The 21,749-nt window shown below is 61.4% G+C and carries 22 protein-coding genes; 14 read left to right on the top strand and 8 right to left on the bottom strand.

Going from position 1 to position 21,749, the window contains the following annotated elements; translation table 11 throughout:
• Positions 1-12: 12 nt before the first annotated feature.
• The gene (locus GGQ66_RS16525) at positions 13-921 is read left to right on the top strand and encodes a DMT family transporter (RefSeq protein WP_183793836.1); all 909 of its coding nucleotides are present in this window, start codon (positions 13-15) and stop codon (positions 919-921) included.
• Here GGQ66_RS16525 and GGQ66_RS16520 read toward each other — a convergent pair.
• Positions 908-1,552, bottom strand: coding sequence for an MBL fold metallo-hydrolase (locus GGQ66_RS16520; RefSeq protein ID WP_183793835.1), 645 nt, complete (start codon positions 1,550-1,552; stop codon positions 908-910). The two genes, GGQ66_RS16525 and GGQ66_RS16520, sit on opposite strands and share 14 nt — an antisense overlap.
• Before the next feature lie 258 nt (positions 1,553-1,810).
• Between GGQ66_RS16520 and GGQ66_RS16515 the strand changes: the two genes are divergently transcribed.
• From GGQ66_RS16515 to GGQ66_RS16505, 3 genes are all read left to right on the top strand, one after another.
• The gene (locus GGQ66_RS16515) at positions 1,811-2,296 is read left to right on the top strand and encodes a MarR family winged helix-turn-helix transcriptional regulator (RefSeq protein ID WP_183793834.1); all 486 of its coding nucleotides are present in this window, start codon (positions 1,811-1,813) and stop codon (positions 2,294-2,296) included.
• A gap of 28 nt (positions 2,297-2,324) precedes the next feature.
• A complete protein-coding gene (locus GGQ66_RS16510) occupies positions 2,325-3,029 on the top strand; it encodes a response regulator (protein WP_183793833.1) in 705 nt (234 codons plus the stop codon).
• A gap of 256 nt (positions 3,030-3,285) precedes the next feature.
• Positions 3,286-4,551 (top strand): ATP-binding protein, encoded by a 1,266-nt coding sequence (locus GGQ66_RS16505; protein ID WP_237358961.1) that lies wholly within the window; start codon positions 3,286-3,288, stop codon positions 4,549-4,551.
• Positions 4,552-4,593: 42 nt separating this feature from the next.
• Here the strand turns inward: GGQ66_RS16505 and GGQ66_RS16500 are convergent, their stop codons facing one another.
• The 4 genes from GGQ66_RS16500 to GGQ66_RS16485 form a co-directional block, all read right to left on the bottom strand.
• On the bottom strand, positions 4,594-4,935 hold the full coding sequence (locus tag GGQ66_RS16500; protein WP_183793832.1) for a tRNA-binding protein: 342 nt from the start codon (positions 4,933-4,935) through the stop codon (positions 4,594-4,596).
• 9 nt (positions 4,936-4,944) lie between these two features.
• A complete protein-coding gene (gene proC / locus GGQ66_RS16495; protein WP_183793831.1) occupies positions 4,945-5,769 on the bottom strand; it encodes a pyrroline-5-carboxylate reductase in 825 nt (274 codons plus the stop codon).
• On the bottom strand, positions 5,769-6,272 hold the full coding sequence (locus GGQ66_RS16490; protein ID WP_183793830.1) for a type III secretion system chaperone family protein: 504 nt from the start codon (positions 6,270-6,272) through the stop codon (positions 5,769-5,771). The genes proC and GGQ66_RS16490 overlap by 1 nt, the downstream gene beginning before the upstream one ends.
• Before the next feature lie 416 nt (positions 6,273-6,688).
• A complete protein-coding gene (locus GGQ66_RS16485; protein WP_183793883.1) occupies positions 6,689-6,949 on the bottom strand; it encodes an accessory factor UbiK family protein in 261 nt (86 codons plus the stop codon).
• A 168-nt stretch (positions 6,950-7,117) separates the two neighbouring features.
• Between GGQ66_RS16485 and lgt the strand changes: the two genes are divergently transcribed.
• The 5 genes from lgt to GGQ66_RS16460 all read left to right on the top strand — a co-directional run bounded on the left by lgt (position 7,118) and on the right by GGQ66_RS16460 (position 11,804).
• Positions 7,118-7,963 carry a prolipoprotein diacylglyceryl transferase gene (lgt, locus tag GGQ66_RS16480; RefSeq protein WP_183793829.1) on the top strand — a complete coding sequence of 282 codons (846 nt, stop codon included), beginning with the start codon at positions 7,118-7,120 and terminating at the stop codon, positions 7,961-7,963.
• Positions 7,964-7,984: 21 nt separating this feature from the next.
• The gene (locus GGQ66_RS16475; RefSeq protein ID WP_183793882.1) at positions 7,985-9,088 is read left to right on the top strand and encodes a class I SAM-dependent methyltransferase; all 1,104 of its coding nucleotides are present in this window, start codon (positions 7,985-7,987) and stop codon (positions 9,086-9,088) included.
• Positions 9,089-9,102: 14 nt separating this feature from the next.
• Entirely contained in the window at positions 9,103-9,897 is a 795-nt protein-coding gene (gene pgeF, locus GGQ66_RS16470; protein WP_183793828.1) for a peptidoglycan editing factor PgeF, read from the top strand.
• Between the two features lie 106 nt (positions 9,898-10,003).
• On the top strand, positions 10,004-10,747 hold the full coding sequence (locus GGQ66_RS16465; RefSeq protein WP_183793827.1) for a hypothetical protein: 744 nt from the start codon (positions 10,004-10,006) through the stop codon (positions 10,745-10,747).
• A gap of 124 nt (positions 10,748-10,871) precedes the next feature.
• Positions 10,872-11,804 (top strand): ribose-phosphate pyrophosphokinase, encoded by a 933-nt coding sequence (locus tag GGQ66_RS16460; RefSeq protein WP_183793826.1) that lies wholly within the window; start codon positions 10,872-10,874, stop codon positions 11,802-11,804.
• A gap of 76 nt (positions 11,805-11,880) precedes the next feature.
• Here GGQ66_RS16460 and GGQ66_RS16455 read toward each other — a convergent pair whose 3' ends face one another.
• The 3 genes from GGQ66_RS16455 to GGQ66_RS16445 all read right to left on the bottom strand — a co-directional run bounded on the left by GGQ66_RS16455 (position 11,881) and on the right by GGQ66_RS16445 (position 15,122).
• Complete coding sequence (locus tag GGQ66_RS16455; RefSeq protein ID WP_183793881.1) at positions 11,881-12,267, bottom strand: DUF779 domain-containing protein; 387 nt, start codon at positions 12,265-12,267, stop codon at positions 11,881-11,883.
• 112 nt (positions 12,268-12,379) lie between these two features.
• Positions 12,380-13,888, bottom strand: coding sequence for an aldehyde dehydrogenase (gene adh / locus GGQ66_RS16450; RefSeq protein WP_183793825.1), 1,509 nt, complete (start codon positions 13,886-13,888; stop codon positions 12,380-12,382).
• Positions 13,889-14,162: 274 nt separating this feature from the next.
• The gene (locus GGQ66_RS16445) at positions 14,163-15,122 is read right to left on the bottom strand and encodes a helix-turn-helix domain-containing protein (protein WP_183793824.1); all 960 of its coding nucleotides are present in this window, start codon (positions 15,120-15,122) and stop codon (positions 14,163-14,165) included.
• 400 nt (positions 15,123-15,522) lie between these two features.
• Here GGQ66_RS16445 and GGQ66_RS16440 point away from each other — a divergent pair, with 400 nt between their 5' ends.
• The 5 genes from GGQ66_RS16440 to ychF all read left to right on the top strand — a co-directional run bounded on the left by GGQ66_RS16440 (position 15,523) and on the right by ychF (position 21,707).
• Complete coding sequence (locus tag GGQ66_RS16440) at positions 15,523-16,116, top strand: 50S ribosomal protein L25/general stress protein Ctc (protein ID WP_183793823.1); 594 nt, start codon at positions 15,523-15,525, stop codon at positions 16,114-16,116.
• A gap of 409 nt (positions 16,117-16,525) precedes the next feature.
• Positions 16,526-18,904: a putative bifunctional diguanylate cyclase/phosphodiesterase gene (locus GGQ66_RS16435; protein WP_183793822.1), complete on the top strand. Its 2,379-nt coding sequence runs from the start codon at positions 16,526-16,528 to the stop codon at positions 18,902-18,904.
• A gap of 101 nt (positions 18,905-19,005) precedes the next feature.
• On the top strand, positions 19,006-19,722 hold the full coding sequence (locus tag GGQ66_RS16430; RefSeq protein WP_183793821.1) for a substrate-binding periplasmic protein: 717 nt from the start codon (positions 19,006-19,008) through the stop codon (positions 19,720-19,722).
• A 66-nt stretch (positions 19,723-19,788) separates the two neighbouring features.
• Positions 19,789-20,505, top strand: a complete 717-nt coding sequence (gene pth, locus GGQ66_RS16425) for an aminoacyl-tRNA hydrolase (RefSeq protein ID WP_183793820.1) — start codon at positions 19,789-19,791, stop codon at positions 20,503-20,505.
• A 98-nt stretch (positions 20,506-20,603) separates the two neighbouring features.
• Entirely contained in the window at positions 20,604-21,707 is a 1,104-nt protein-coding gene (gene ychF / locus GGQ66_RS16420) for a redox-regulated ATPase YchF (RefSeq protein WP_183793819.1), read from the top strand.
• Positions 21,708-21,749: the final 42 nt, after the last annotated feature.

Below are 21,749 nucleotides of genomic sequence, written 5' to 3'. Positions count from 1 at the left end.
ACAGGACTTTCCATGCTCGCAAAACCGAAGCTTTCCACCGAACTGGCGCTGCTCCTGATGCTTTCGAGCCTGTGGGGCGCGTCCTACACCTTCATCAAGATCGGCGTCGAAACCATTCCGCCCGTTACCCTTATCGCCGCGCGCACTCTCATCGCCGGTCTGGTTCTCGCCCTGATCCTGCGCTGGCGCGGCGTGCGCTGGCCGCGCGACAGGGCCACCTGGGCCCGTTTCACCGTTCAGGCCTGCCTGAACAGCGTCGTGCCCTTCACCCTGATTGCCTGGGCGGAAACCGCCATCGACGCCAGCCTCGCCGTCATCCTCAATGCAATGACACCCATCTTCACTTTCCTGCTGACGGCCTTCGTGACCCGGCACGAGGCGATCACCGCTCGCAAGGGCTTCGGTGTCGCGGCTGGACTGATGGGAGCAAGCCTGATCGTCGGGTTCGAGGCATTCGGCGGACTGGGGAAAAATCTCTGGCCGCAACTGGCCATCGTCGCCGCCACCATATCCTATGCGGGGGCCGCCATCTTCGGCAAAAGCTTTCGGGATTTCGATCCCATGGTTCCGGCTGCGAGTTCGCTGGTGACCGGTGCGGTTCTGCTTCTGCCGCTCTGCATCATGATCGACAGGCCATGGACGCTGGCACCCTCCGGCCGCTCCCTGATGGCGCTGGTGGCGCTCGCCGTCGTTTCCACGGCGCTTGCCTTCTCGATTTATTTCCGCCTCATCCAGACGCTGGGTTCGGTGGGGGCCACCGCGCAGGCCTATCTGCGCGTGCCGGTGGGCATGGCGATCGGCATGGTGTTTCTCGATGAACAGCCACAACCGGCCGTCTGGTTCGGCCTCGCCTTCGTAATGGCCGGCGTGATCGCCATGACCCTGCCGGCCCGCATGAGCCTGCGCGTCAAAGCCCTTTGAGATAGGGGTTGTTCAGCCGCTCCTCGCCGATCCGCCCACCCGGTCCGTGGCCGCAGAGAAAACCGACATCGTCACCGAGCGGCAGAACCTTGTCGCGGATCGAGGCCAGCAACTGTTCATGATTGCCGCCCGGCAGATCCGTCCGTCCGATCGAGCCGTTGAACAGCACATCGCCGGCATGCAGCAGCTTGTTGGCCCGGCAGAAATAGACGACATGGCCCGGCGCATGGCCGGGGCAATGGAGAACCTCGAAACGGTGATCGCCGAAAGAAAGTACGTCGCCCTCCTCCAGCCAGCGGTCGGGCACGACATTGCGCAGGCCGGGGACACCATACTTGGCGGCCTGCGCCTCGATCTTTTCGAGCAGCGGCAGATCGTCCCGGTGCGGGCCGATAATCTCGAGGCCAAGCTTTTCCTTGAGTTCGGCGGCCCCGCCGGCATGGTCGAGATGGCCATGGGTGAGCCAGATCGCCTGAAGCTTCAATCCGTGCTCCTGGACGATACCGAGGATTGTATCCACATCGCCGCCCGGATCGACGATTACCCCTTCCTTCGTTTCGTCATCGAAGAAGATGGTGCAATTCTGCTGAAACGGTGTCACCGGAATAATCCCGGCCTGAAGCATGCCCATGAAACGCTCCTTGTAATCTCCGGTTTCATATAGGAGCAAAGTGGCGCGCGGGAAACCGGGGACGGCGAGAAACGTCGGTTCGCGTCGCCAATTGGTCGCAGGAACCGATGTCACACCGTAAAACCCGAAATCAGGTGTTGATTGTTGGCTTTTTTCCCGGTTAATCCAGTGCCGGAAGCATCGCGCCGCGCCCGTTCGCCCATTGGTGACATGGCCGCAAACCGGCCGCGCGACGTGATAATGTAAGGATAAGCTCGCGTGACGCCACCGCCCGAAACCGGTTCAGCCAAGAAAGCGCCGCCTGCGCTGCCCGCCGTCAACGACGGCAGCATCGACTTCGAGATCATCGAGCGCCTCTTCTTCGCCTACCGCGATTTCACATCGGACCCCGACGCCATTCTGGAAGGTCTGGGGTTTGGTCGTGCGCACCATCGCGTCGTCTATTTCGTCAGCCGCCAGCCCGGCATGACCATCGCCGATCTGCTCGACACATTGCAGATCACCAAGCAGAGCCTTGCCCGGGTGCTGAAGCAGTTGATCGACAGCGGCTATATCCGCCAGATGGCGGGCCCCGAAGACCGCCGCCAGCGCCGTCTCTATCCCACGCTGTCCGGCCGGGAACTGGCGCTTGCCTTGTCCGAGCCGCAATCGCGGCGCATTGCCCGCGCCACCGATGGCATGTCGGCGGCGGAGAAAGAAACGATCCGCCGCTTCCTGTCAGGCATGTGCGACAAGAAGGATTGAGGCGAACGGTCCCGCAGGAGAGGCAGGCATGAGCGTAAAACCGATCCCGACCGACGATGCCGCCCACCTTCTCGTGGTCGATGACGATACGCGTATCCGCAACCTCCTGAACCGTTATCTGATGGATCAGGGGTTTCGCGTCACCATGGCTGCCGATGCAGCCGAGGCCCGCCGCAAGCTGGAGGGCCTGCATTTCGACCTCCTCATTCTCGACGTGATGATGCCCGGCGAAAGCGGCCTGTCGCTGACCGAATCGCTCAAGGCCAGTCGCGGCGATATTCCCGTCATCCTGCTCACCGCCCGTTCGGAAGCCGACGCCCGCATCGCGGGTCTCGAAGCGGGCGCCGAGGATTACGTATCCAAGCCCTTCGATCCGCGTGAACTGGTGCTGCGCATCAACAATATCCTGCGCCGCGCCGCCGCCACCAATGCGCCGAAAATCGATCAGGTGATCTTCGGTCCCTTCACCTATTCCGTCGCCCGCAAGGAACTCAGACGCGGAGCCGAACCGATCCGGCTGACGGACCGCGAACAGGACATCATGACGCTGTTTGCCCTTAGAGCCGGTGAAACCATTCCCCGTCACGAGTTGATCGGCGATGACGCGGAGGTGGGAGAGCGCACCATCGACGTGCAGATCAACCGTCTGCGCCGCAAGATCGAGGACGACCCGGCCAACCCGGCCTGGCTGCAAACCGTGCGCGGCATCGGCTATCGGCTGAACATGGAGTGAGATCGCCGGAGCCGAAAGCGATTCCCGCGCAAGGACTTGCCGCTTTTTGCTGAATCGTCGTGCCAGCCACTTGAATCAGTTTCGGAAGTGGCAACCTTGAACGGATGGAAAGCGAGGAACGGGCAAAGTGGAATTCATCAAGCGCATGAGGGAGGAACTCGGTCGGCTGAACGGTCGCATTCCCTGGCATGTGCTGGGCCTGCCCGGACGCTTCCTGCACCGGCACCTGCCGCGTGGCCTGTTCATTCGCTCGGCGATGATCATCATCATTCCGATGCTGCTGCTGCAGATCGTCATCGCCTTCGTCTTCATGGAGCGCCACTGGCAGCTTGTGACCCGCCGCCTTTCAGAGGCGATGACGCGCGATATCGCTGCCATCATCGACCTCGTCGAAAGCTTCCCCGGTGACGGCGATGACGACGAGATCACTCGCATCGCCCGCAGCCGGATGGACCTGATCGTCTCCATCGAAAAGGGCGACGAACTGCCGCCGCCCCGCCCCAAGCCGTTCTTTTCCATCCTCGACGGTATCCTTGCCGACCAGATCAACCGCCAGATCCGCCGCCCCTTCTGGATCGATACGGTGGGCGACAGCAACCTCGTGGAAATTCGCATAAAGCTGGAAGACCGGGTGCTACGCGTTCTGGCGCGCCGCAGCCAAGCCTATGCGTCCAACACCCATATCTTCCTGATCTGGATGGCGGGCTCCTCATTCGTGCTGATCCTGATCGCCATCCTCTTCCTGCGGGGGCAGATCCGGCCCATTCTGGCACTGGCCCGCGCCGCCGAAAGCTTCGGCAAGGGCCAGAAACTGACCGAACCCTACCGTCCGCGGGGTGCCGATGAAGTGCGCAAGGCAGGCCGCGCCTTCATGCTCATGCGCGAGCGCATCGAACGCCAGATGGAGCAACGCACCGCCATGCTCGCGGGCGTCAGCCACGACCTGCGCACCATCCTCACCCGCTTCCGTCTTCAGCTTGCGCTGGCAGGCGACCTGCCGGAACTGGCCGGCATGGAGCAGGATGTGAACGACATGCAGTCCATGCTCGAAGGCTACATGGCCTTTGCCCGCAACGAAGCGGAGGAAGATGTCGGTTCGCTCAATCTGCACACCCTGCTCGACAAGCTGAAGGCCGACTGCGCACTGGTCGACCTGCCGCTCGAATGGCAACTGACGGGTGACGAAACCATCGCGGTTCGCCCCAGTGCCTTCACCCGGCTGATGAACAACATCATTTCCAACAGCCAGCGCTATGCGGATTTCATCCGCATCGATGCCGTTCACAGTGCCCGCTGGCTGACTGTCACAATCGATGATGACGGTCCCGGCATTCCCGAGGAATCCCGCGAGGATGTGTTCAAGCCGTTCTTCCGGCTGGATGAGGCCCGCAATCTCGACACGTCCGGCACCGGTCTTGGCCTCGCCATCGCCCGCGATATCGTTCGCAGCCATGGCGGCGATATCACGCTGGCAACAAGTCCGATGGGGGGATTGCGAACGGTGGTGCGATTGCCGGCCTGATCTGCGAAATGTCCTGAGCCTGCCTCCGGGGCAACGGCTATGTCAGCACATCTTCCGGCCGTTCGGCGTGCCGCGCTCCACGGCCGCCAGTACGATGGCGTCAGCCTCATCCTCGAAACCGAGCGTCAGAACCTCGGAGCGGAAAGGGCCGATCTGGCGCGGCGGAAAATTGACGACGGCAAGCACCTGCCGGCCGAGCAGCGTTTCCGGCGTATAATGAACGGTAATCTGCGCCGAGGATTTCTTCACGCCGATTTCAGGCCCGAAATCGATCTTCAGCTTGAACGCCGGCTTGCGCGCTTCGGGAAAGGGCAAGACCTCGACGACGGTTCCGGTGCGAATATCGACCTTTTCGAAATCGGCCCAGGAAATTTCACCGCTCATCGAAACACCTCAGGCCGAAAGCTCTTCGGCCCGCTTGCGCGCGGCCTCGACAGCCTTGTCGAAAATGGGCTGAATACCGTCTTCCGCCATCAGAACGGCCAGAGCCGCAGCGGTCGTACCACCTGGTGACGTCACGTTCTTGCGCAGGGTAGCGGCGTCATCGGGGGACTGGTGAAGCAATTCACCAGCCCCCGAGACGGTTTCCCGTGCGAGACGCATGGCGAGGTCCGCCTGCAGGCCGGCTTTGCGGCCTGCCTCCGCCAGGCATTCGACGAGATAGAAGACATAGGCGGGACCGGACCCCGAAACGGCGGTCACGGCATCGATCTCGGCTTCGCTGCCCACCCACTCGACGGGGCCGGACACCTTGAGAAGCGTATCGATAACCTTGCGCTGCTCTTCGCTGACGCGGGCATTCGCAAAGGCGCCCGTCACACCGCGACCAACCATGGCCGGCGTGTTGGGCATGGCGCGCACCGTGGCGGTTGCACCGAAAAATTCCTCGAAGGAGGCAATCGTCTTGCCGGCGGCGATGGAGACCACCACCGTCTCAGGCCCGACAAGCACCTTGAGGGCCGGAGCGACAGCCGCCATCACCTGCGGCTTGACCGCGAGAAACAGGATTCCGGCCTTAACGCCTTCCGGCGGCGCGGTCACATGCTTCGCACCGGCCTTGGAAATCGTGGAGCGCATGGCATCGGAGGGAAGCGGATCGAGCACGATAACCTGGGCGCCGGGCACACCCTGCTTGAGCCAGCCGGAGAGAAGCGCGCCGCCCATATTGCCGGCACCGACGAGAACAAGCGGACCTGCCTTGAACATGGAAGATGCCATCAGGCTTCTCCCACCGTCTCGAACAGCACGGCATCGAGCGCGCTCTTGGCTTCCATGCCCGACCAGACAACGAACTGGAACGCCTGAAAATAGGCCTCGCAGCTATCGAGCGCGTTGGACAGGAGAACCTCGACCTGACGGTTCGTCGGCTCGGCACCACCGGCCAGAAGCAGGGACTGGCGGAAAATCACCACATCTTCCTGCCGCCACAGATCGAAATGCCCCATGAGCACCTGACCGTTGACGAAAGACAGAAGCCGCATCACCTCGGTCACGCGCAGTTCCGGCACGCGAATATCGAAGGCGCAGGCAAGGTGCAGGGCCTCCACATCTTCCATCCACGAGAAGGAGACGTGATAATCCGTCCACTTGCCAGCCACCGTCATCGCGATTTCGTCTTCGCCAGACCGCTCGAACGACCAGTCGTTCGTTGCGGCGACGAACTCGATCATATCGACCGGGTTTGACTGGCGTCGTTCGATTTCAAATTCACTAAGGCTCATGCGGCACCTTCTCGACCGGATAGAATGCGTAGCTCGTGCGCGAACACTCGAAAAACACAGACAACTTTACCGGAGACAACACTTCTCGATGATTGCCAACAGCCCTTCCGATAACGCACGCACCCTGTCCGAAGCTTTCGTGCCGTTTCGAATCATCATTTAAAATCAGTGTATAACGCCGGAGTCGCCTCGCCAGCCCCCCTTGGCCGCTTTTTGGGTCCCGGTCTGTGGACAGCGCTTGCGGCAGCGCGTCAGAGCCAGCCGTTAAATGACTCTGGAAATTGGCTTTTTGGGGCATGTCCACAGGCGTGGAAAACCCTTAGAAAAAATTAATGCGGGGCCCCGCCGAAACGAAAAAAGGGGAAAGGCACCGGCCCTTCCCCTTCATTCCGGTCGCCTGGCAGAGGCCAGACGATTCACGCCTTGGCAGCGAGTTGTGCCTCGAGTGCTTCGATACGGGCCTTGAGCGCATCGTTTTCGTCACGCGCCTTGATGGCCATTTCTTTCACCACCTCGAATTCCTCGCGCTTCACGAGGTCGAGACCGTTCAGCCAGCGGTCGGCCTGGGCGTGGAATGCGGTCTCCGCTTCTTTTTTCAAACCCTGCGCCGCGCCCGCGGCATCGGTCATCAGCTTTGCGAATTCATCGAAGATGCGGCTCGGTCCGGTCGTCATGATGCTGGGCTCCTCAGTTCCTCCGCAATTGGCGGAGATATCTGCATCTGAGTTAGGCCGTCATCCGGCCGGTTGCAAGACCGTTCACGATGCATTTGCCGCCCGACACCTTGACCGTTTCATTTGGGAACGCCATGTTCCCGCCAACGAAAACAGACGGATGCCAACGACGTGCTTTCAGCCGCCGCCTTCTTCTCCCTGATCGCTTACCCGGAAATCAACCCGGTGGCCCTTTCTATCGGCCCGCTGGCAATCCGCTGGTACGGTCTGGCCTATGTCGCGGGCATCATGCTCGGCTGGGTCTACGCCCGCAATCTCGCAGCGAAAGCGACCCTCTGGCCGGGCGACAAAGCGCCGGCAACACGCGAACAGATTGATGATTTCGTGGTCTGGGCCACGCTCGGCATCGTGCTTGGCGGCCGCCTCGGCTATATCCTTTTCTACGATCTCGGCGCGATCCTGGCCGATCCGCTGAGCGCGTTTGCGGTGTGGAATGGCGGCATGTCCTTCCACGGGGGCTTCCTCGGCGCCACCTTTGCGATGATTCTTTTCGCCCGCAAGCACGGGATCAGGATATGGAGCCTGTTCGATATAGTCGCTTCCGTCGCGCCCATCGGGCTTTTCTTCGGGCGTATCGCCAATTTCATCAATGGCGAGCTTTGGGGGCGCATCACCGATGTGCCCTGGGCCATGATCTTCCCGACCGGTGGCCCCTTCACCCGCCACCCGAGCCAGCTTTATGAAGCCGGCCTCGAGGGCGTCGCCACCTTTCTGGTGCTCTTCCTCATCACGCGCTTCACCCGCGTTCTGAAAATGCCGGGTTTCACCGCCGGCTTTTTCGTATGCCTTTATGCCGCATCCCGCATTTTCGTGGAGTTTTTCCGGGAACCGGACGAACAGATCGGCTATCTTGCGGGAAACTGGCTGACAATGGGCATGATTCTGTCGCTGCCGATGCTCGCCGCAGGGATTTGGGCCATGGCGCGCGCCAAGCGCAGCGCCGCAGATGCAGCTTAACGGAATCGAGGCTACGTGATTGTGACAACGCCGCTCGCTGAAAAGATCAAGTCCATCATTCGCATGAACGGGCCAATCAGCGTCACCGACTATTTCGCGCTATGCCTGGCCGATCCGGATTACGGCTATTACAAGACCCGCGACCCCTTCGGTCGGGCCGGCGATTTCGTCACCGCACCGGAGGTCAGCCAGCTTTTCGGCGAAATGCTCGGCATTTTCCTCGTCCATGCCTGGCAGCGCCATGGTTCATCGGAAAAGGCGCGGCTGGTGGAAATCGGCCCCGGTCGCGGCACGATGATGGCCGACATGTTGCGCGTCATCGCCCGCCTTGCACCGGAACTCTATACCGGCATGACCATCCATATGGTCGAAACCAGCGAACGACTGCGCGGCCTCCAGCGCACGGCACTGTCCGCCCATGACGGGCGTGTGAGCTGGCACGACGGCTTCGATGAAGTACCGGACGGTTTCACGCTGATCGCCACCAACGAGCTGTTCGACGCCATTCCCATCCGCCAGTTCGTCAAGACTGCAACCGGCTTCCGCGAACGGCTCGTCGGCCTTGGCGCCGATGACGAACTGGCCTTCGTGACGGGCGCCGCCGGCATCGATCCCGCCCTTCTGCCCCACGGCAATCCGCCCCCGGACGGCACGATCTTCGAAGTTGCGCCCGCCCGCGCCGCCGTCATGCAGGCCATGAGCGAACGGCTGCGCGGCTTCGGCGGCTGCGCCGTCATCATCGACTACGGCCACACCGTTACCAATTACGGCGACACGCTGCAGGCCGTTCTCAAGCACGAATACGATCCACCGCTTGCCCACCCCGGCGAAGCGGACCTGACCAGCCATGTGGATTTCGAAACGCTGACCGCCGTCGCCTCTGCCTGCGGCCTTCACGTCAACGGTTGCGTGCCCCAGGGTGATTTCCTGCTCGGCCTCGGCATTCTGGAGCGTGCCGGCCAACTCGGCCGCGGCAAGGATGCAATCACCCAGGAAGAGATCACCGCCGCCGTCGAACGGTTGGCCGGTAGCGGCGAAGGCCGAATGGGCGAACTCTTCAAGGTTCTGGTGGTCTCCAGCCCGGAAGTCGAACTCTCCCCCTTTCGCCGACCCGCCGGCGTGTGACGCAAGGAACGGCCATGTCGATCGATCTTCGCCCGGAACCGCTTGAAAGCCCGCTTCTTAACGAGCGCGCCGGCCAACGCATCCGCCACGGCTTCTTCACCCGCAAGGGCGGCGTATCCGAAGGCATCTATCGCGGGCTGAATGTCGGCCTCGGCTCGAACGACGACCGCGCCGCCGTGCTGGAAAACCGCACCCGCGTCGCCAACTGGTTCGGCCAGCCGCTGGAAAATCTGGCGACCGTCCATCAGGTTCATTCGCCGGATGTGCAGGTGATCGACAAAAGCTGGACAGGCGACCGAGCCACGGTGGATGCCATGGTAACGGCTACCCCTGGCTATGTGCTCGGTGTGCTGTCCGCTGATTGCGGCCCCATCCTGTTTGCTGATGCCGAAAACGGCATCATTGGCGCAGCCCATGCCGGCTGGAAGGGGGCGCTGACCGGCGTTCTCGAAAACACCGTCGAAGCCATGATCGGGCTGGGCGCAAGGCGCGAAGCCATCGTCGCGTGCCTCGGCCCCTCGATCTCGAGCGCGAGCTATGAGGTCGGCCCGGAATTCGTGGAACGCTTTCTGGCCATCGATCCGGATTACGCCACCTTCTTCACGCCCTCGCAGAAGCCCGGCCACGCGATGTTCGATCTGCCCGGCCTTACCCTGCTTCGGCTTGCCCGCGCCGGCGTCACGGGCACGGCGCTCGGCCTCTGTACCTATCCGGATGACGAGCGCTTTTTCTCCTACCGCCGCACCACCCATGCCGGTGAACCGGATTATGGTCGCCAGATCTCGGCCATCGCCCTGACGCAGGGCTGAAAAGTCCCCCCTTAAATGACAGGGATTATGCCGCAATTGACAGGCGGCCCACCCGCCCCCTAGATTCGCCGGATGAAGTTCCATCGAGACAGGGAGGACTGGCGCGGTGAAATATCTCAGAGCGGCTCTTTTGGCTGCACCCTTGCTTCTGGCCGGATGCAACACGAACGACGCTCTCATCCCGCGCGAAGACATCGGCACCGGTGGCTCGACGGCCTCGCCATCCCGACCGGTCACGCAGGAGGATACCAACCGCCTCGCCCATAGTCCGCGCCCGGAAACCGGCGGCGTTACCTATCAGCAGCCCCTGCCACCGCCGCAGAACTCACTGGAAGCGCAGGCACAGGCCCTGCAGAGCGGTGCCTCCGTATCGCCCGTGGCCTCAGCACCCCTCGACGGTGACGGCGCCGGTTCACACGGGGCGCCGGCAGCACAGCCGCCCTCCGGCCAGATGGCCGCCGCGCCTCAGTCAAGTGCCACCGCCAGTGGCACCATCCGCTTCCTGCCGATCATCGGCGCACCGGTTCAGGCGGTGACGCCGCTCTCGCGGCAACTGGGCGCTGCCGCCCGCTCCAGCGGCCTCACCATCAAGAGCACCAGCGACACCGCCGCCACCCATGCACTGAAGGGCTATCTCTCGGCTTTTGCCGATGGCGGCAAGATCAATGTCGTCTATGTCTGGGATATTCTTGACGCCAGCGGCGCGCGCCTACACCGCATTCAGGGGCAGGAAAGCGTGCCCGGCAGCGGATCGGACCCCTGGGCCGCCGTGCCGGCACAAACGATGGAAACCATCGGCGTGAAAACCATTTCCGCCTACACGCAATGGCTCTCCACGCATCAAGGGTGAAACACTTATGACCGCGACTTTAACGAAGTCGCCGGAAAAACGCGAAAAAGCTGGGAATCCCCTTGCAATCACAGGCTGGACCGGTAAAAAGCGGCCCATCCAGCATGACAACAGGCGGACCCCAATGAAGGTTTTCGCAGGCAACTCCAATCGGCACCTCGCCGAGTCGATCTGCAATTATCTCAACGTTCCTCTCGGCAAAGCGGTCGTGAAGCGCTTCGCGGATCAGGAGATTTTCGTTGAAATCCAGGAAAACGTCCGTGGTGAGGACGTTTTCGTCATTCAGTCCACCTCGTTCCCCACGAACGATCATCTGATGGAACTTCTCATCATGATCGACGCGTTCCGCCGCTCCTCGGCGAAGCGCATTACGGCGGTCCTCCCCTATTTCGGCTATGCCCGTCAGGACCGAAAGCCCGGCCCCCGCACGCCGATTTCGGCAAAGCTCGTCGCCAACCTGATCACCGAAGCCGGCGCCGACCGCGTTCTGACGCTCGACCTGCACGCCGGCCAGATCCAGGGCTTCTTCGATATCCCCACAGACAACCTCTATGCCGTGCCGATTCTCTCGCGCGACGTGAAGGAACATTACGACCTGAAGAACCTCATGGTCGTTTCGCCGGATGTCGGCGGCGTGGTGCGCGCCCGTTCATTGGCCAAGCGCCTCGACTGTCTGCTTGCCATCGTCGACAAGCGCCGTGACCGTCCTGGTGAATCCGAAGTGATGAACGTCATCGGCGACGTGCGCGGCAAGGATTGCATCATGATCGATGATATCGTCGATTCCGGCGGCACGCTCTGCAACGCCGCCGAAGCACTTCTGAAGCATGGCGCGACCAGCGTGACCGCCTACATCACCCACGGCGTTCTGTCGGGTGGCGCGGTGGCCCGCATCTCCTCGTCCATGCTGAAGGAACTGGTCATCACCGACAGTATCCAGCCGACGACCGCCGTTCTCTCGGCGCCGAACATCCGCGTCGTCTCGACCGCGGTTCTGCTCGGCGAAGCGATCAACCGCACGGCCCAGGAACAGTCGGTTTCGAGCCTGTTCAACTGACCGGTTGAATCAGAATCTGAACAGCAAAAGGCCCGGATAACCACTTGGTTATCCAGGCCTTTTTATTATTCGTCGCTCAGGATGCGATACCGGGGATGGCGCAGGCAACCTCGCCGCCGCCAAAGATCTTCGAGCGGGTCAGGAACCGCCGCTCCCGCCCGTTATCGAGCGAGAACATGCCGCCGCGACCGGGCACCACATCGAGAATAAGCTGCGTGTGCTTCCAGACCTCGAACTGGCTGCGGCTGATATAGACCGGCACACGATCCACCTCGCCCAGCTTCACATCCCCGTCGCCCACGATATAGTCGCTGGCGGGGTAAAGCATGGGGGATGAACCGTCACAACAACCGCCGGACTGGTGGAATAATACATTCGGATGATCCCGCCGGATTTCGCGCAGAAACGCGATTGCCGCATCAGTCGCGAGCACGCGCGGCTCACCGTTCACCGTCTCTTCCATCACCTTGGCCTCCAGACTGAAAAACCCTCGGACGCCATAACGCCCGAGGGAAGAGGAAGTTGCGATCGTCCGGGCTGCCCCGCATGGGGGCAGCCTCCTTTTCGGGAGGAGATCAGAAGAAGCCGAGCGCGTTCGGGCTGTAGCTCACAAGCATGTTCTTGGTCTGCTGGTAGTGGTCCAGCATCATCTTGTGCGTTTCGCGACCGATACCCGACTGCTTGTAGCCGCCGAAGGCAGCGTGGGCCGGATAGGCATGGTAGCAGTTCGTCCACACGCGGCCGGCCTGGATGTTGCGACCGAAGCGGTAGGCGCGGCTGCCATCGCGGGTCCACACGCCGGCGCCGAGACCGTACAGCGTGTCGTTGGCGATCTCGAGCGCTTCCTTTTCATCTTTGAAGGTCGTGACCGAAACCACCGGCCCGAAGATTTCTTCCTGGAAGATGCGCATCTTGTTGTGGCCGGCGAAGATGGTGGGCTTCACGTAGAAACCGTTGGCCAGATCACCTTCGAGCGTATTGCGCGAACCGCCGGCGAGAACCTTTGCGCCTTCCTGACGACCGATGTCGAGATAGGCAAGGATCTTTTCGAGCTGTTCGTTGGAAGCCTGCGCACCGATCATCGTGGACGGATCGAGCGGGTTGCCCTGCTTGATGGCTTCGACACGCTTGACGGCGCGTTCCATGAAGCGGTCGTAGATCGATTCCTGAACGAGAGCGCGGCTGGGGCAGGTGCAGACTTCGCCCTGGTTCAGCGCGAACATCGCAAAGCCTTCGAGCGCCTTGTCGAGGAACGCGTCGTCTTCGGCCATCACGTCGGCGAAGAAGATGTTCGGCGACTTGCCGCCCAGTTCCAGCGTGACCGGAATGAGGTTCTGGCTGGCATACTGCATGATCAGACGACCGGTGGAGGTTTCACCGGTAAACGCGATCTTGGCGATGCGCTGGCTGGTGGCCAGCGGCTTGCCGGCTTCCAGGCCGAAACCGTTGACGACGTTCAGCACGCCCGGCGGCAGAAGATGGCCGACGAGTTCCATGAGAACGAGGATCGACGCCGGGGTCTGTTCAGCGGGCTTCAGCACCACGCAGTTGCCGGCGGCCAGAGCCGGAGCAACCTTCCACGCGGCCATGAGGATCGGGAAGTTCCACGGAATGATCTGGCCGACAACGCCGAGCGGCTCATGGAAGTGATAGGCCACGGTGTCGTGGTCGATTTCGCCGATGGAGCCTTCCTGTGCACGAATGCACGAGGCGAAGTAGCGGAAATGGTCGATGGCGAGCGGAATGTCGGCTGCCATGGTTTCGCGGATCGGCTTGCCGTTATCCCAGGTTTCGGCGCGGGCGATGAGTTCGAGGTTATCCTCCATCACCTGGGCGATCTTCATGAGGATGTTGGAGCGCTCGGCAGCCGAGGTGGTGCCCCACTTGTCCTTGGCGGCGTGGGCGGCATCGAGTGCAAGCTCGATATCCTTCTCGTCGGAACGGGCCACTTCGCAGAGCACGCCGCCGGTCACCGGCGTGGTGTTTTCGAAATAGCGGCCGTTCACCGGCTCGCGCCATTCGCCGCCGATATAGTTGCCGTACTTCAGCTTGAACGGCGATTCCACGATTTTCTGATGCAACATGATTTCATCCTCCCTGATGAAAAACCAGTCATTAAGCTCCTGATGACGACAAGGTTGCCGCGAAACCGTTCAGGAAGAAAGTCCTTATTTTCGGCTTCTGCGTAAAGTTGTCGCAGATGTGAGACAGGCGATGCCTTTTTCAAAAGCAGGCCGCATCCCCAGAAATTTCGCGACCTAATCGTTTTAATCAAACGATGACGCCCGACTGCGGCAAAGGCCGGTCGGGTCATCGCTCGTGCACGCAAGGGCACGAATAAGAATGATTTCCTGTATTTCAGTGCATCGAAAGACGCTTCATCTTCCGATGCAACGTGGCCCGGCTGATCCCGAGCAGAACGGCGGCTTGCGAGACATTGCCGTTCGTTCTGGACAGAACGCGCCTGAGGGCCGCCCGTTCCGCCTCCAGCAGATCCGCCCCCGACTCGCCGCGATTTTCCGCCAGCACATCCGAGGCCGGCACCCCCTGAGCGATGCGGGCATCGTCCAGTTTCAGCGCCAGCCGCGCCGCCCGCGTCGCGCCCAGAATGAGGTCGTCGCGGTCCACAGCCAGAATGGCTGCGGACGAACCGGACGCCGTGGGCACCAGCACGAAACGGCTGCCAGCGAAAGCGCGTCGGAAGAGGTTTGTTTCAATGCGGATGGCCGAGTCCTTCACTGCCTGCGCAAGAATCGACAGCGTCATTTCGTTGACGTCGTCCCGGCAGGTGGAAATGTCGATGGCCGCGGCAATCTGGCCGCGATGATCGCGCACCGGCGCCGTTGCGCAGGAAAGCCGCGCATTGGCGGAAAGGAAATGCTGGTCGCGAAAGATCATCACTGACCGCTCGTCGGCAAGCGCGGTTCCGATGCCGTTGGTGCCAACGCTGGCCTCGCTCCACACCGCGCCCTGCCCGAGGCCGACACGATGAAAATCCCGCTCGTCGCCGGCCATGTTGCGCTGCTCGAGAATGGCGCCGGTCTCATCCGTCAGCACGAGGCAGCAACCCGACTTGCCAACGGTTAGAAACAGGCGATCCAGCTCGTCCTGAGCTTCTGAAACGAGCGCCATGCTGCGCTCACGCGCAGCAGCGAACTCACCACCCGACAGACGAATGGGATCACGCGCCACTTCCGGGGCAAGATTGTGCATGGTCATGCAGCGCCGCCACGAGGCGACGATCGGCGAGCTGGCTGCTGCCGAGTTTTGTCGGGCCGTTGCATAGACCCGATCCGCATGGGCTGAATCATTCAACATCCGCTCCTCCCAAAGCTTCCGAAGAAATATGGACGCACCGGCATATCTTTCAACTGCGGCCGACTGATACAAGTAGGCCTTTGGTCGGCACGATGATAAGAGTGTAGCACATTTGAAACAAGGATGCGCGCTCTTCCGAAAAATTGGTTCACGAAGCCACTTTTTACCGGAACTGAATTGATTCTGGACAAATCAAAATGGCACACCCCTGCCCTCACACCGGAAATGCCGCGAAAAGCCCTGCTTTTCCTTGCGTTCACATGGGGATTGGTCTATAGCGCCCCCGTCCGCGCAGACACCCTTGGAGGCAACGCGGATGGGACGCACAAGCGCCCCGGTCCTTCCGGCGCCCTCTGAATTTGCCGGCTGGGCTCTCCATAACTTTATAAAGGACAAAGCCATGAGCCACGCATCCTACACGCTCAAGGCCGAAGCGCGCGAACGGGTTGGTAAGGGGTCCTCCCGTGAACTCCGCCGCAACGGTTTTATTCCCGCCGTCATCTACGGCGACAAGCAGGCCCCGATTGCCATCGCGCTCTCGACCAATGAAGTCACCAAGCGCATTCACGCCGGCGGCTTCATGACCACCGTCGCTGAAATCGAAGTGAACGGCGAAACGATCCGCGTCCTCCCGAAGGACTACCAGCTCGATCCGGTTCGCGATTTCACGATGCATGTCGACTTCCTGCGCGTTTCCGCAGACAGCCTCGTCACCGTCGAAGTTCCGGTTCACTTCATCAACGAAGAGAAGTCCGCGATCAAGACCGGCGCCGTCCTGAACGTCGTTCGTCACGAAGTCGAACTCAACGTTCCGGCCAACGACATCCCGGAAGCCATCACGGTCGACCTGTCCGGCTTCAAGGTTGGCGACGCCGTTCACATCTCCCATGTGAAGCTGCCGGCCAACGCTTCCCCGGTCATCTCCGATCGCGATTTCACCATCGCCACGATCGTTGCTCCGGCTGGCGGCATGGAAGCTTCTGCCGAAGAATAATCGGCCCAGATCAGACAAGAATAAAAGGCGCTCCGTCGAAAGGCGGAGCGCTTTTTTTGTGTATTCGGGAATGGCAGGACCACAACCCACGGATACTTGCGCCCGTCAAATCTTTTATCATACATTATGTATGACATTGTTGCTTCGCCAATCTCATTGATTGAATAATGATTTTAGAACAACTTTATGTTGCGCAATACATGGTGCGCCGAACGTATTGTGCAGGTCTATGGGCATGAGCCCGTGAACGATGGCGCTCTCGCCACCGTTCTTGATGACAAAATGGCAGATTGCTGGTGACAGCAGAGGCAGATCCCGGAGGGCTTTCTTTGGTTTCGTGCAATCTTCCCGCCGGGCACAGAGTGCGGCACGAAGACGATCGATGGACGGAAGTGGGGCTGCTGTCCCCATGACACGCTCGGTTGAACGGCGATTTCTCCTCATCATCAGCGGCGCCTTGCTGCTTGTCGTCGCTCCGCTTTTCACTCTCTTTCTGGTTCTCTCTTCAGAACAATTTGCCAAAAGTCAGACCCAGCACCTCGCCGTCCTGATTACCAGCAACAGCGAGGCCCTTGCCAAACCGCTCTGGGATTTCGACATCGAGTCGATCGAGCGGGTAGTCGCAACACTGATATCCGATCCGGTTGTGCGGCGGGTCAATGTGCGCGACACTTCCGGCCTGTTCGACCTCACCAAGAACCGGCCGGGCATCGTGAATGCCGCTGAGCTTGCCAGCATCTCGCGCCCCATTCATTACAAAAGCCTGAACGGTCAACGCCACGTCGGCTGGGTGGAAATCTTCTTCGAACCCGTCGGCCTGTTTTCCGCCTTCGACACGTTCACCGCCATTCTCTCCGGCATTTTTCTGGTGACTATCTTTCTGGTGACATGCGCGGCGGTGATCGGAAATCGCCTTATGGTTGTCAAGCCGCTTTTGAAGCTGACGGAGGCCATTGATGCCACGCGCCTGAACGGCTCGCACCATCAGGTCGACTGGAGTTCCAACGACGAGATCGGGCGGCTTGCCCAGAGCTTCAACGAGATGCAGGCCCAGCTCGAGCGTGAGGAGCAGGAGCTGAAATGGGCCCACGAGCATACGACCGAGATTTATAACCGCACACCCGCCATGCTGTTCTCCACCGATCCGCAAGAGCGCATCACGACGGTCAGCGACTACTGGCTGCTCGCCACCGGCTTCGAGCGCGCTGCGGTCATCGGCCGCCCTTTCAGCGCGCTGTTGCATGAAGACGACCGCGCGCTTTACGCCGAACGCTTCAGCCAGAATGCCCTGGACGGGGAACAGCGGGATATCACGGTCCGCTTCATTTGCGCCGATGACCGCCTCATGGATGTGCTGATTGCCGGTACCCTGCTGCCAGCCACGGGTCAGCGCCCCGCCGCCTCGCTCAGCGTCATGACGGATGTGACCGAGCTGCGTCAGTCGGAGCAGCGCAACCGCCGGCAGGCCATCACCGATCACCTGACCGGGCTCCTGAACCGTCAGGGTTTCGAAATGGCCCTGGAAAACAGTATTTCCGCAGCAGATTCGACCGAGACGGAACTTTCCTGTCTTTTCATCGACCTCGACCGTTTCAAGGGCGTCAATGACCGTCTGGGCCATGCGGTCGGTGATGCCGTGCTGCGGCAGTTCGTCCAGCGCCTGCATTCCATCCTGCCCGCCGGCGAAGTGGCTGGACGGCTTGGCGGCGATGAATTCGCCGTTCTCGCCGGCGGCCAACAGGCGGGAGCGCTCGGCCGAGCCTTGGCCACCCGCATCGTCGCGCTCTTCGAGAGCCCGTTCCTCGCCGATGGGCAGGAGGTGCGCCTCAGCGCCTCCATCGGACTGGCGCTCTATCCGCAACAGGCGGGCAATGCAGCCGAACTCCTGCGCAAGTCGGATATGGCGATGTATACGCGCAAGCGTGCGGGCCGCAATGGCGCCCATATATTCGATCCGTCCATGCTGGATGACACGATCCATCGTTCGGAAATCGAATCGCATATCGAACAGGCTCTGAAGCACGACTGGTTCGAGGTTCACTTCCAGCCCATTCACGATCTGGCGACCGGGAGCATTCAGGGCTTCGAAGCCCTGCTACGGCTGCGTCACCCGCAAAAGGGCCTCATCTCGCCTGCCGCGGTCATTCCCGTTGCCGAAGAGACGGGCATGATCGGGCGGATCGGTGCCGTCGTCCTCGATAAGGCCGTGGCGCAGCTTGCCCGGCTTTCGACCTTTCCTTCGCTGGAACATGCCTATGTCGCGGTCAATTTTTCCGCGCTCCAGTTCGATCCCGGGCTGAGTGCGCGCATCGCGGCGGTCATTTCCCATCACGGCCTGCAACCGCACCGTCTCGTTGTGGAAATCACCGAAGCCGTGCTGATGGAGGACAACCCGCAGATCCGTGCGACGCTGGAAGAGATCGCCCGGTTCGGATGTCGCATCGCGCTCGACGATTTCGGCACCGGCTATTCCTCGCTCAACTATCTCAACCGCTTCCCGGTCAACATCGTCAAGATCGACCGTTCCTTCGTCAGTGCCAGCGCGGACCCCTCGCCATCCGTCGCCTTCAAGAGCCGCCTGCTGATCGAGGGCATTACAATGATTTCCCACAAGATGGATTGCCAGGTCATTGCCGAGGGGGTCGAAACCGAGGCGCAGGCCCGCACGCTGGCGGAAGCGGGCGTAAACTTCGGTCAGGGCTATCATTTCGCCCGGCCCATGCCGTTCGAAACCCTGCTGGAGCGCTTTGCCACCCCGGCGGTGGCGCCGGATGTCGTGGCCGGATAACCCGCCCGGCGGACAGGGCGAACAGACGAGACTGACCAGAGGCGGCCCCGCCGCATCCACGCCACCAAGGGCGGAAAGCCCGCAACCCGAAGGAACCTGACATGCGCAGGCTGCTGTTGATCCTAACCTTCCTGCTTCCGGGTTCACTCCTTCGGGCTGAGATGCTGACGCTGGCAACCGAGCCCTACCCGCCCTTTGTCGTCGTTGAGGGCAACAAGATCACGGGCGGGGGTATCGCCGTGATCGACCTGATCATGAAGGATACAGGACAGGATTATCGCATCGAGGTCATGCCCTGGGCGCGGGCGTTGGTGCTGGCGCAGAAGGAACCGATGCGGTGCGTCTTCGCGACCGCTCGCACGCCGGAGCGACAGGATCTCTTCAAGTGGGTCATACCGCTCCTCGTGGTCAAGAGCTACCTCGTCGCCGCCGCCGGTTCCGGCGTCAAGGCCACCACGCTGGATGAGGCCAAGCGCTACATTGTGGGCACGCAACTGAATGACAATCGCCACCGCACGTTGATGCGGCTCGGCTTTCCACGCATCGATCCGACCTCCGACATCAACCTGTCCCTTCGCAAGCTCGCCAACCACCGTATCGACCTGATGCCAATGACGGAAGAGGCAATGGAGGTTCTCACTGCACGCGGCGAGAAACTGGAAAAGGTCGTGCAACTGACCGAGGAACAGCTCGGCATCGCCTGCAATCCGAGCGTTCCCGACAGTCTCATCGAAACCATGAACGCCAATCTGAAGCATCTGCACGAAACCGGTACGGTGCGCCGCCTTCTCATGGGCGACACGAAAACTTCGCCGTGATGTCTTGACAGACAAGGCCCTTCGGCGCTGAAAGCAAAGGCCCATTTCGCCTTGAAGGACGCTCCCATGCTGATCATCGCCGGCCTCGGCAATCCCGGCAACCAATATGCCGGAAACCGCCACAATATCGGCTTCATGGCCGTCGATGCCATCCACCGCGCCAGCAGCTTTGCCCCATGGTCGAAGAAGTTCAAGTCGGAGATTTCCGAGGGCACGATCGGTTTTGAGAAGGTGCTCCTGATGAAGCCGCAGACCTTCATGAACCTCTCCGGCGAGGCGGTCGGCGAGGCCATGCGCTTCTACAAGCTGGAGCCGAAGGATATTCTCGTCATCCATGATGAACTCGACCTGCCTGCCGGCAAGGCCCGCATCAAGGTGGGCGGCGGCCATGGCGGCCATAACGGCCTGAAATCCATGGACGCCCATTGCGGCCGGGACTACCGCCGCCTGCGGCTCGGCATCGGCCATCCCGGTTCGAAGGAGGCCGTGCACGGGCACGTTCTCGGCAACTTCGCCAAGGTGGATGCCGATTGGCTGGACACGCTGCTGGACGAGATCGGCCGCAATGCCGACATGCTGGTCAAGGGCGAGGATTCGCAGTTCCTGAACAAGATCGCGCTGGCGCTCGGCGGGACCGCCGAAGAGGAGAAGCCAAAGCCGGAGAAAAAGCCGGCGGCGAAGTCCCACATCCATCAGGCCCGCGGCGGCGCGCAGGTGAAACTGCCGGAAACCAGTCCGATGGCCGAAATGCTGAAGAAGATGTTCGCCAACAAGGAGAAGTGAGCGGAAGGGGCATCAAACGCGCCGGCCCTCTTGACCTTGCCCGACCCTTTCCGCAAAAGGCTTCCCAACGGAATTCTTAAACGGACAGGACCCTGACCATGGGCTTCAAATGCGGTATCGTCGGACTGCCGAATGTCGGCAAGTCCACCCTCTTCAACGCGCTGACGAAGACGGCGGCGGCTCAGGCCGCCAACTATCCGTTCTGCACCATCGAGCCGAACACCGGCGAAGTAGCGGTTCCCGATCCGCGCATGAAGAAGCTCGCGGATATCGCGGGCTCCAAGGAAATCATCCCGACGCGCATCTCCTTCGTCGATATTGCCGGCCTCGTGCGCGGCGCATCGAAGGGTGAAGGCCTCGGCAACAAGTTCCTCGCCAATATCCGCGAAGTCGATGCCATCGTGCATGTGCTGCGCTGCTTCGAAGACAGCGACATCACCCACGTCGAAGGCCGCATCGACCCGGTGGGCGATGCCGAAACCATCGAAACCGAACTGATGCTCGCCGACCTCGAAAGCCTGGAACGCCGCGTCGAACAGACCCGCAAGCGCGCCACCGGCAAGGACAAGGAAGCGCTGGCGCAGCTCCCGGTCATGGAAGCCGTCATCGGTCTTCTGAACGAAGGCAAGCCGGCTCGCCTTCTGCTCAAGACCCTGCCGCCGGAAGACGTGCCGACCCTCAAGAGCCTCAACCTCCTGACCTCGCATCCGGTTCTCTATGTCGGCAACGTGGCAGAGGCCGACGCGGCAACGGGCAACAACTACACCGAGGCGGTCGCCAAGATGGCCGCCGAACAGGGTGCAGAGTTCGTTGTGATCTCCGCAGCCATCGAATCGGAAGTGGCCCAGCTTCCGGAAGACGAGGCCAAGGACTTCCTCGATGCGCTTGGCCTGAGCGAAGCCGGTCTCGACCGCCTGATCCGCGCCGGCTATCACCTGCTCGACCTCATCACCTATTTCACGGTCGGCCCGAAAGAATGCCGCGCCTGGACCATCGTGCGCGGCACGAAGGCCCCGCAGGCCGCTGGCGTCATCCACACGGATTTCGAACGCGGCTTCATCCGCGCAAACACCATCGCCTATGAGGATTTTGTCGGTCTGGGCGGTGAAGTACCTGCCAAGGAAGCCGGCAAGGCCCGCGACGAAGGCAAGGAATACGTGGTGCATGACGGCGACGTCATCCACTTCCGCTTCAACACCTGATCGTCCACCCGCTCCGACTCAGAAACGCCGCCCATCGGGCGG

The organism is Allorhizobium borbori, from assembly GCF_014196535.1.
GTDB lineage: Bacteria > Pseudomonadota > Alphaproteobacteria > Rhizobiales > Rhizobiaceae > Ectorhizobium > Ectorhizobium borbori.
The sequence above is the reverse complement of the archived record's forward strand: the minus strand, read 5'-3'. Positions and strand labels throughout refer to the sequence as shown.

Coding starts and splice junctions, on each gene's coding strand:
- GGQ66_RS16525 (WP_183793836.1), top strand. CDS start 13: ATGCTCGCAAAACCGAAGCTTTCCACCGAACTGGCGCTGCTCCTGATG.
- GGQ66_RS16520 (WP_183793835.1), bottom strand. CDS start 1,552: ATGGGCATGCTTCAGGCCGGGATTATTCCGGTGACACCGTTTCAGCAG.
- GGQ66_RS16510 (WP_183793833.1), top strand. CDS start 2,325: ATGAGCGTAAAACCGATCCCGACCGACGATGCCGCCCACCTTCTCGTG.
- GGQ66_RS16505 (WP_237358961.1), top strand. CDS start 3,286: ATGATCATCATCATTCCGATGCTGCTGCTGCAGATCGTCATCGCCTTC.
- GGQ66_RS16500 (WP_183793832.1), bottom strand. CDS start 4,935: ATGAGCGGTGAAATTTCCTGGGCCGATTTCGAAAAGGTCGATATTCGC.
- proC (WP_183793831.1), bottom strand. CDS start 5,769: ATGGCATCTTCCATGTTCAAGGCAGGTCCGCTTGTTCTCGTCGGTGCC.
- GGQ66_RS16490 (WP_183793830.1), bottom strand. CDS start 6,272: ATGAGCCTTAGTGAATTTGAAATCGAACGACGCCAGTCAAACCCGGTC.
- pgeF (WP_183793828.1), top strand. CDS start 9,103: ATGTCGATCGATCTTCGCCCGGAACCGCTTGAAAGCCCGCTTCTTAAC.
- GGQ66_RS16460 (WP_183793826.1), top strand. CDS start 10,872: ATGAAGGTTTTCGCAGGCAACTCCAATCGGCACCTCGCCGAGTCGATC.
- GGQ66_RS16455 (WP_183793881.1), bottom strand. CDS start 12,267: ATGGAAGAGACGGTGAACGGTGAGCCGCGCGTGCTCGCGACTGATGCG.
- adh (WP_183793825.1), bottom strand. CDS start 13,888: ATGTTGCATCAGAAAATCGTGGAATCGCCGTTCAAGCTGAAGTACGGC.
- GGQ66_RS16445 (WP_183793824.1), bottom strand. CDS start 15,122: ATGTTGAATGATTCAGCCCATGCGGATCGGGTCTATGCAACGGCCCGA.
- GGQ66_RS16440 (WP_183793823.1), top strand. CDS start 15,523: ATGAGCCACGCATCCTACACGCTCAAGGCCGAAGCGCGCGAACGGGTT.
- GGQ66_RS16435 (WP_183793822.1), top strand. CDS start 16,526: ATGACACGCTCGGTTGAACGGCGATTTCTCCTCATCATCAGCGGCGCC.
- GGQ66_RS16430 (WP_183793821.1), top strand. CDS start 19,006: ATGCGCAGGCTGCTGTTGATCCTAACCTTCCTGCTTCCGGGTTCACTC.
- pth (WP_183793820.1), top strand. CDS start 19,789: ATGCTGATCATCGCCGGCCTCGGCAATCCCGGCAACCAATATGCCGGA.
- ychF (WP_183793819.1), top strand. CDS start 20,604: ATGGGCTTCAAATGCGGTATCGTCGGACTGCCGAATGTCGGCAAGTCC.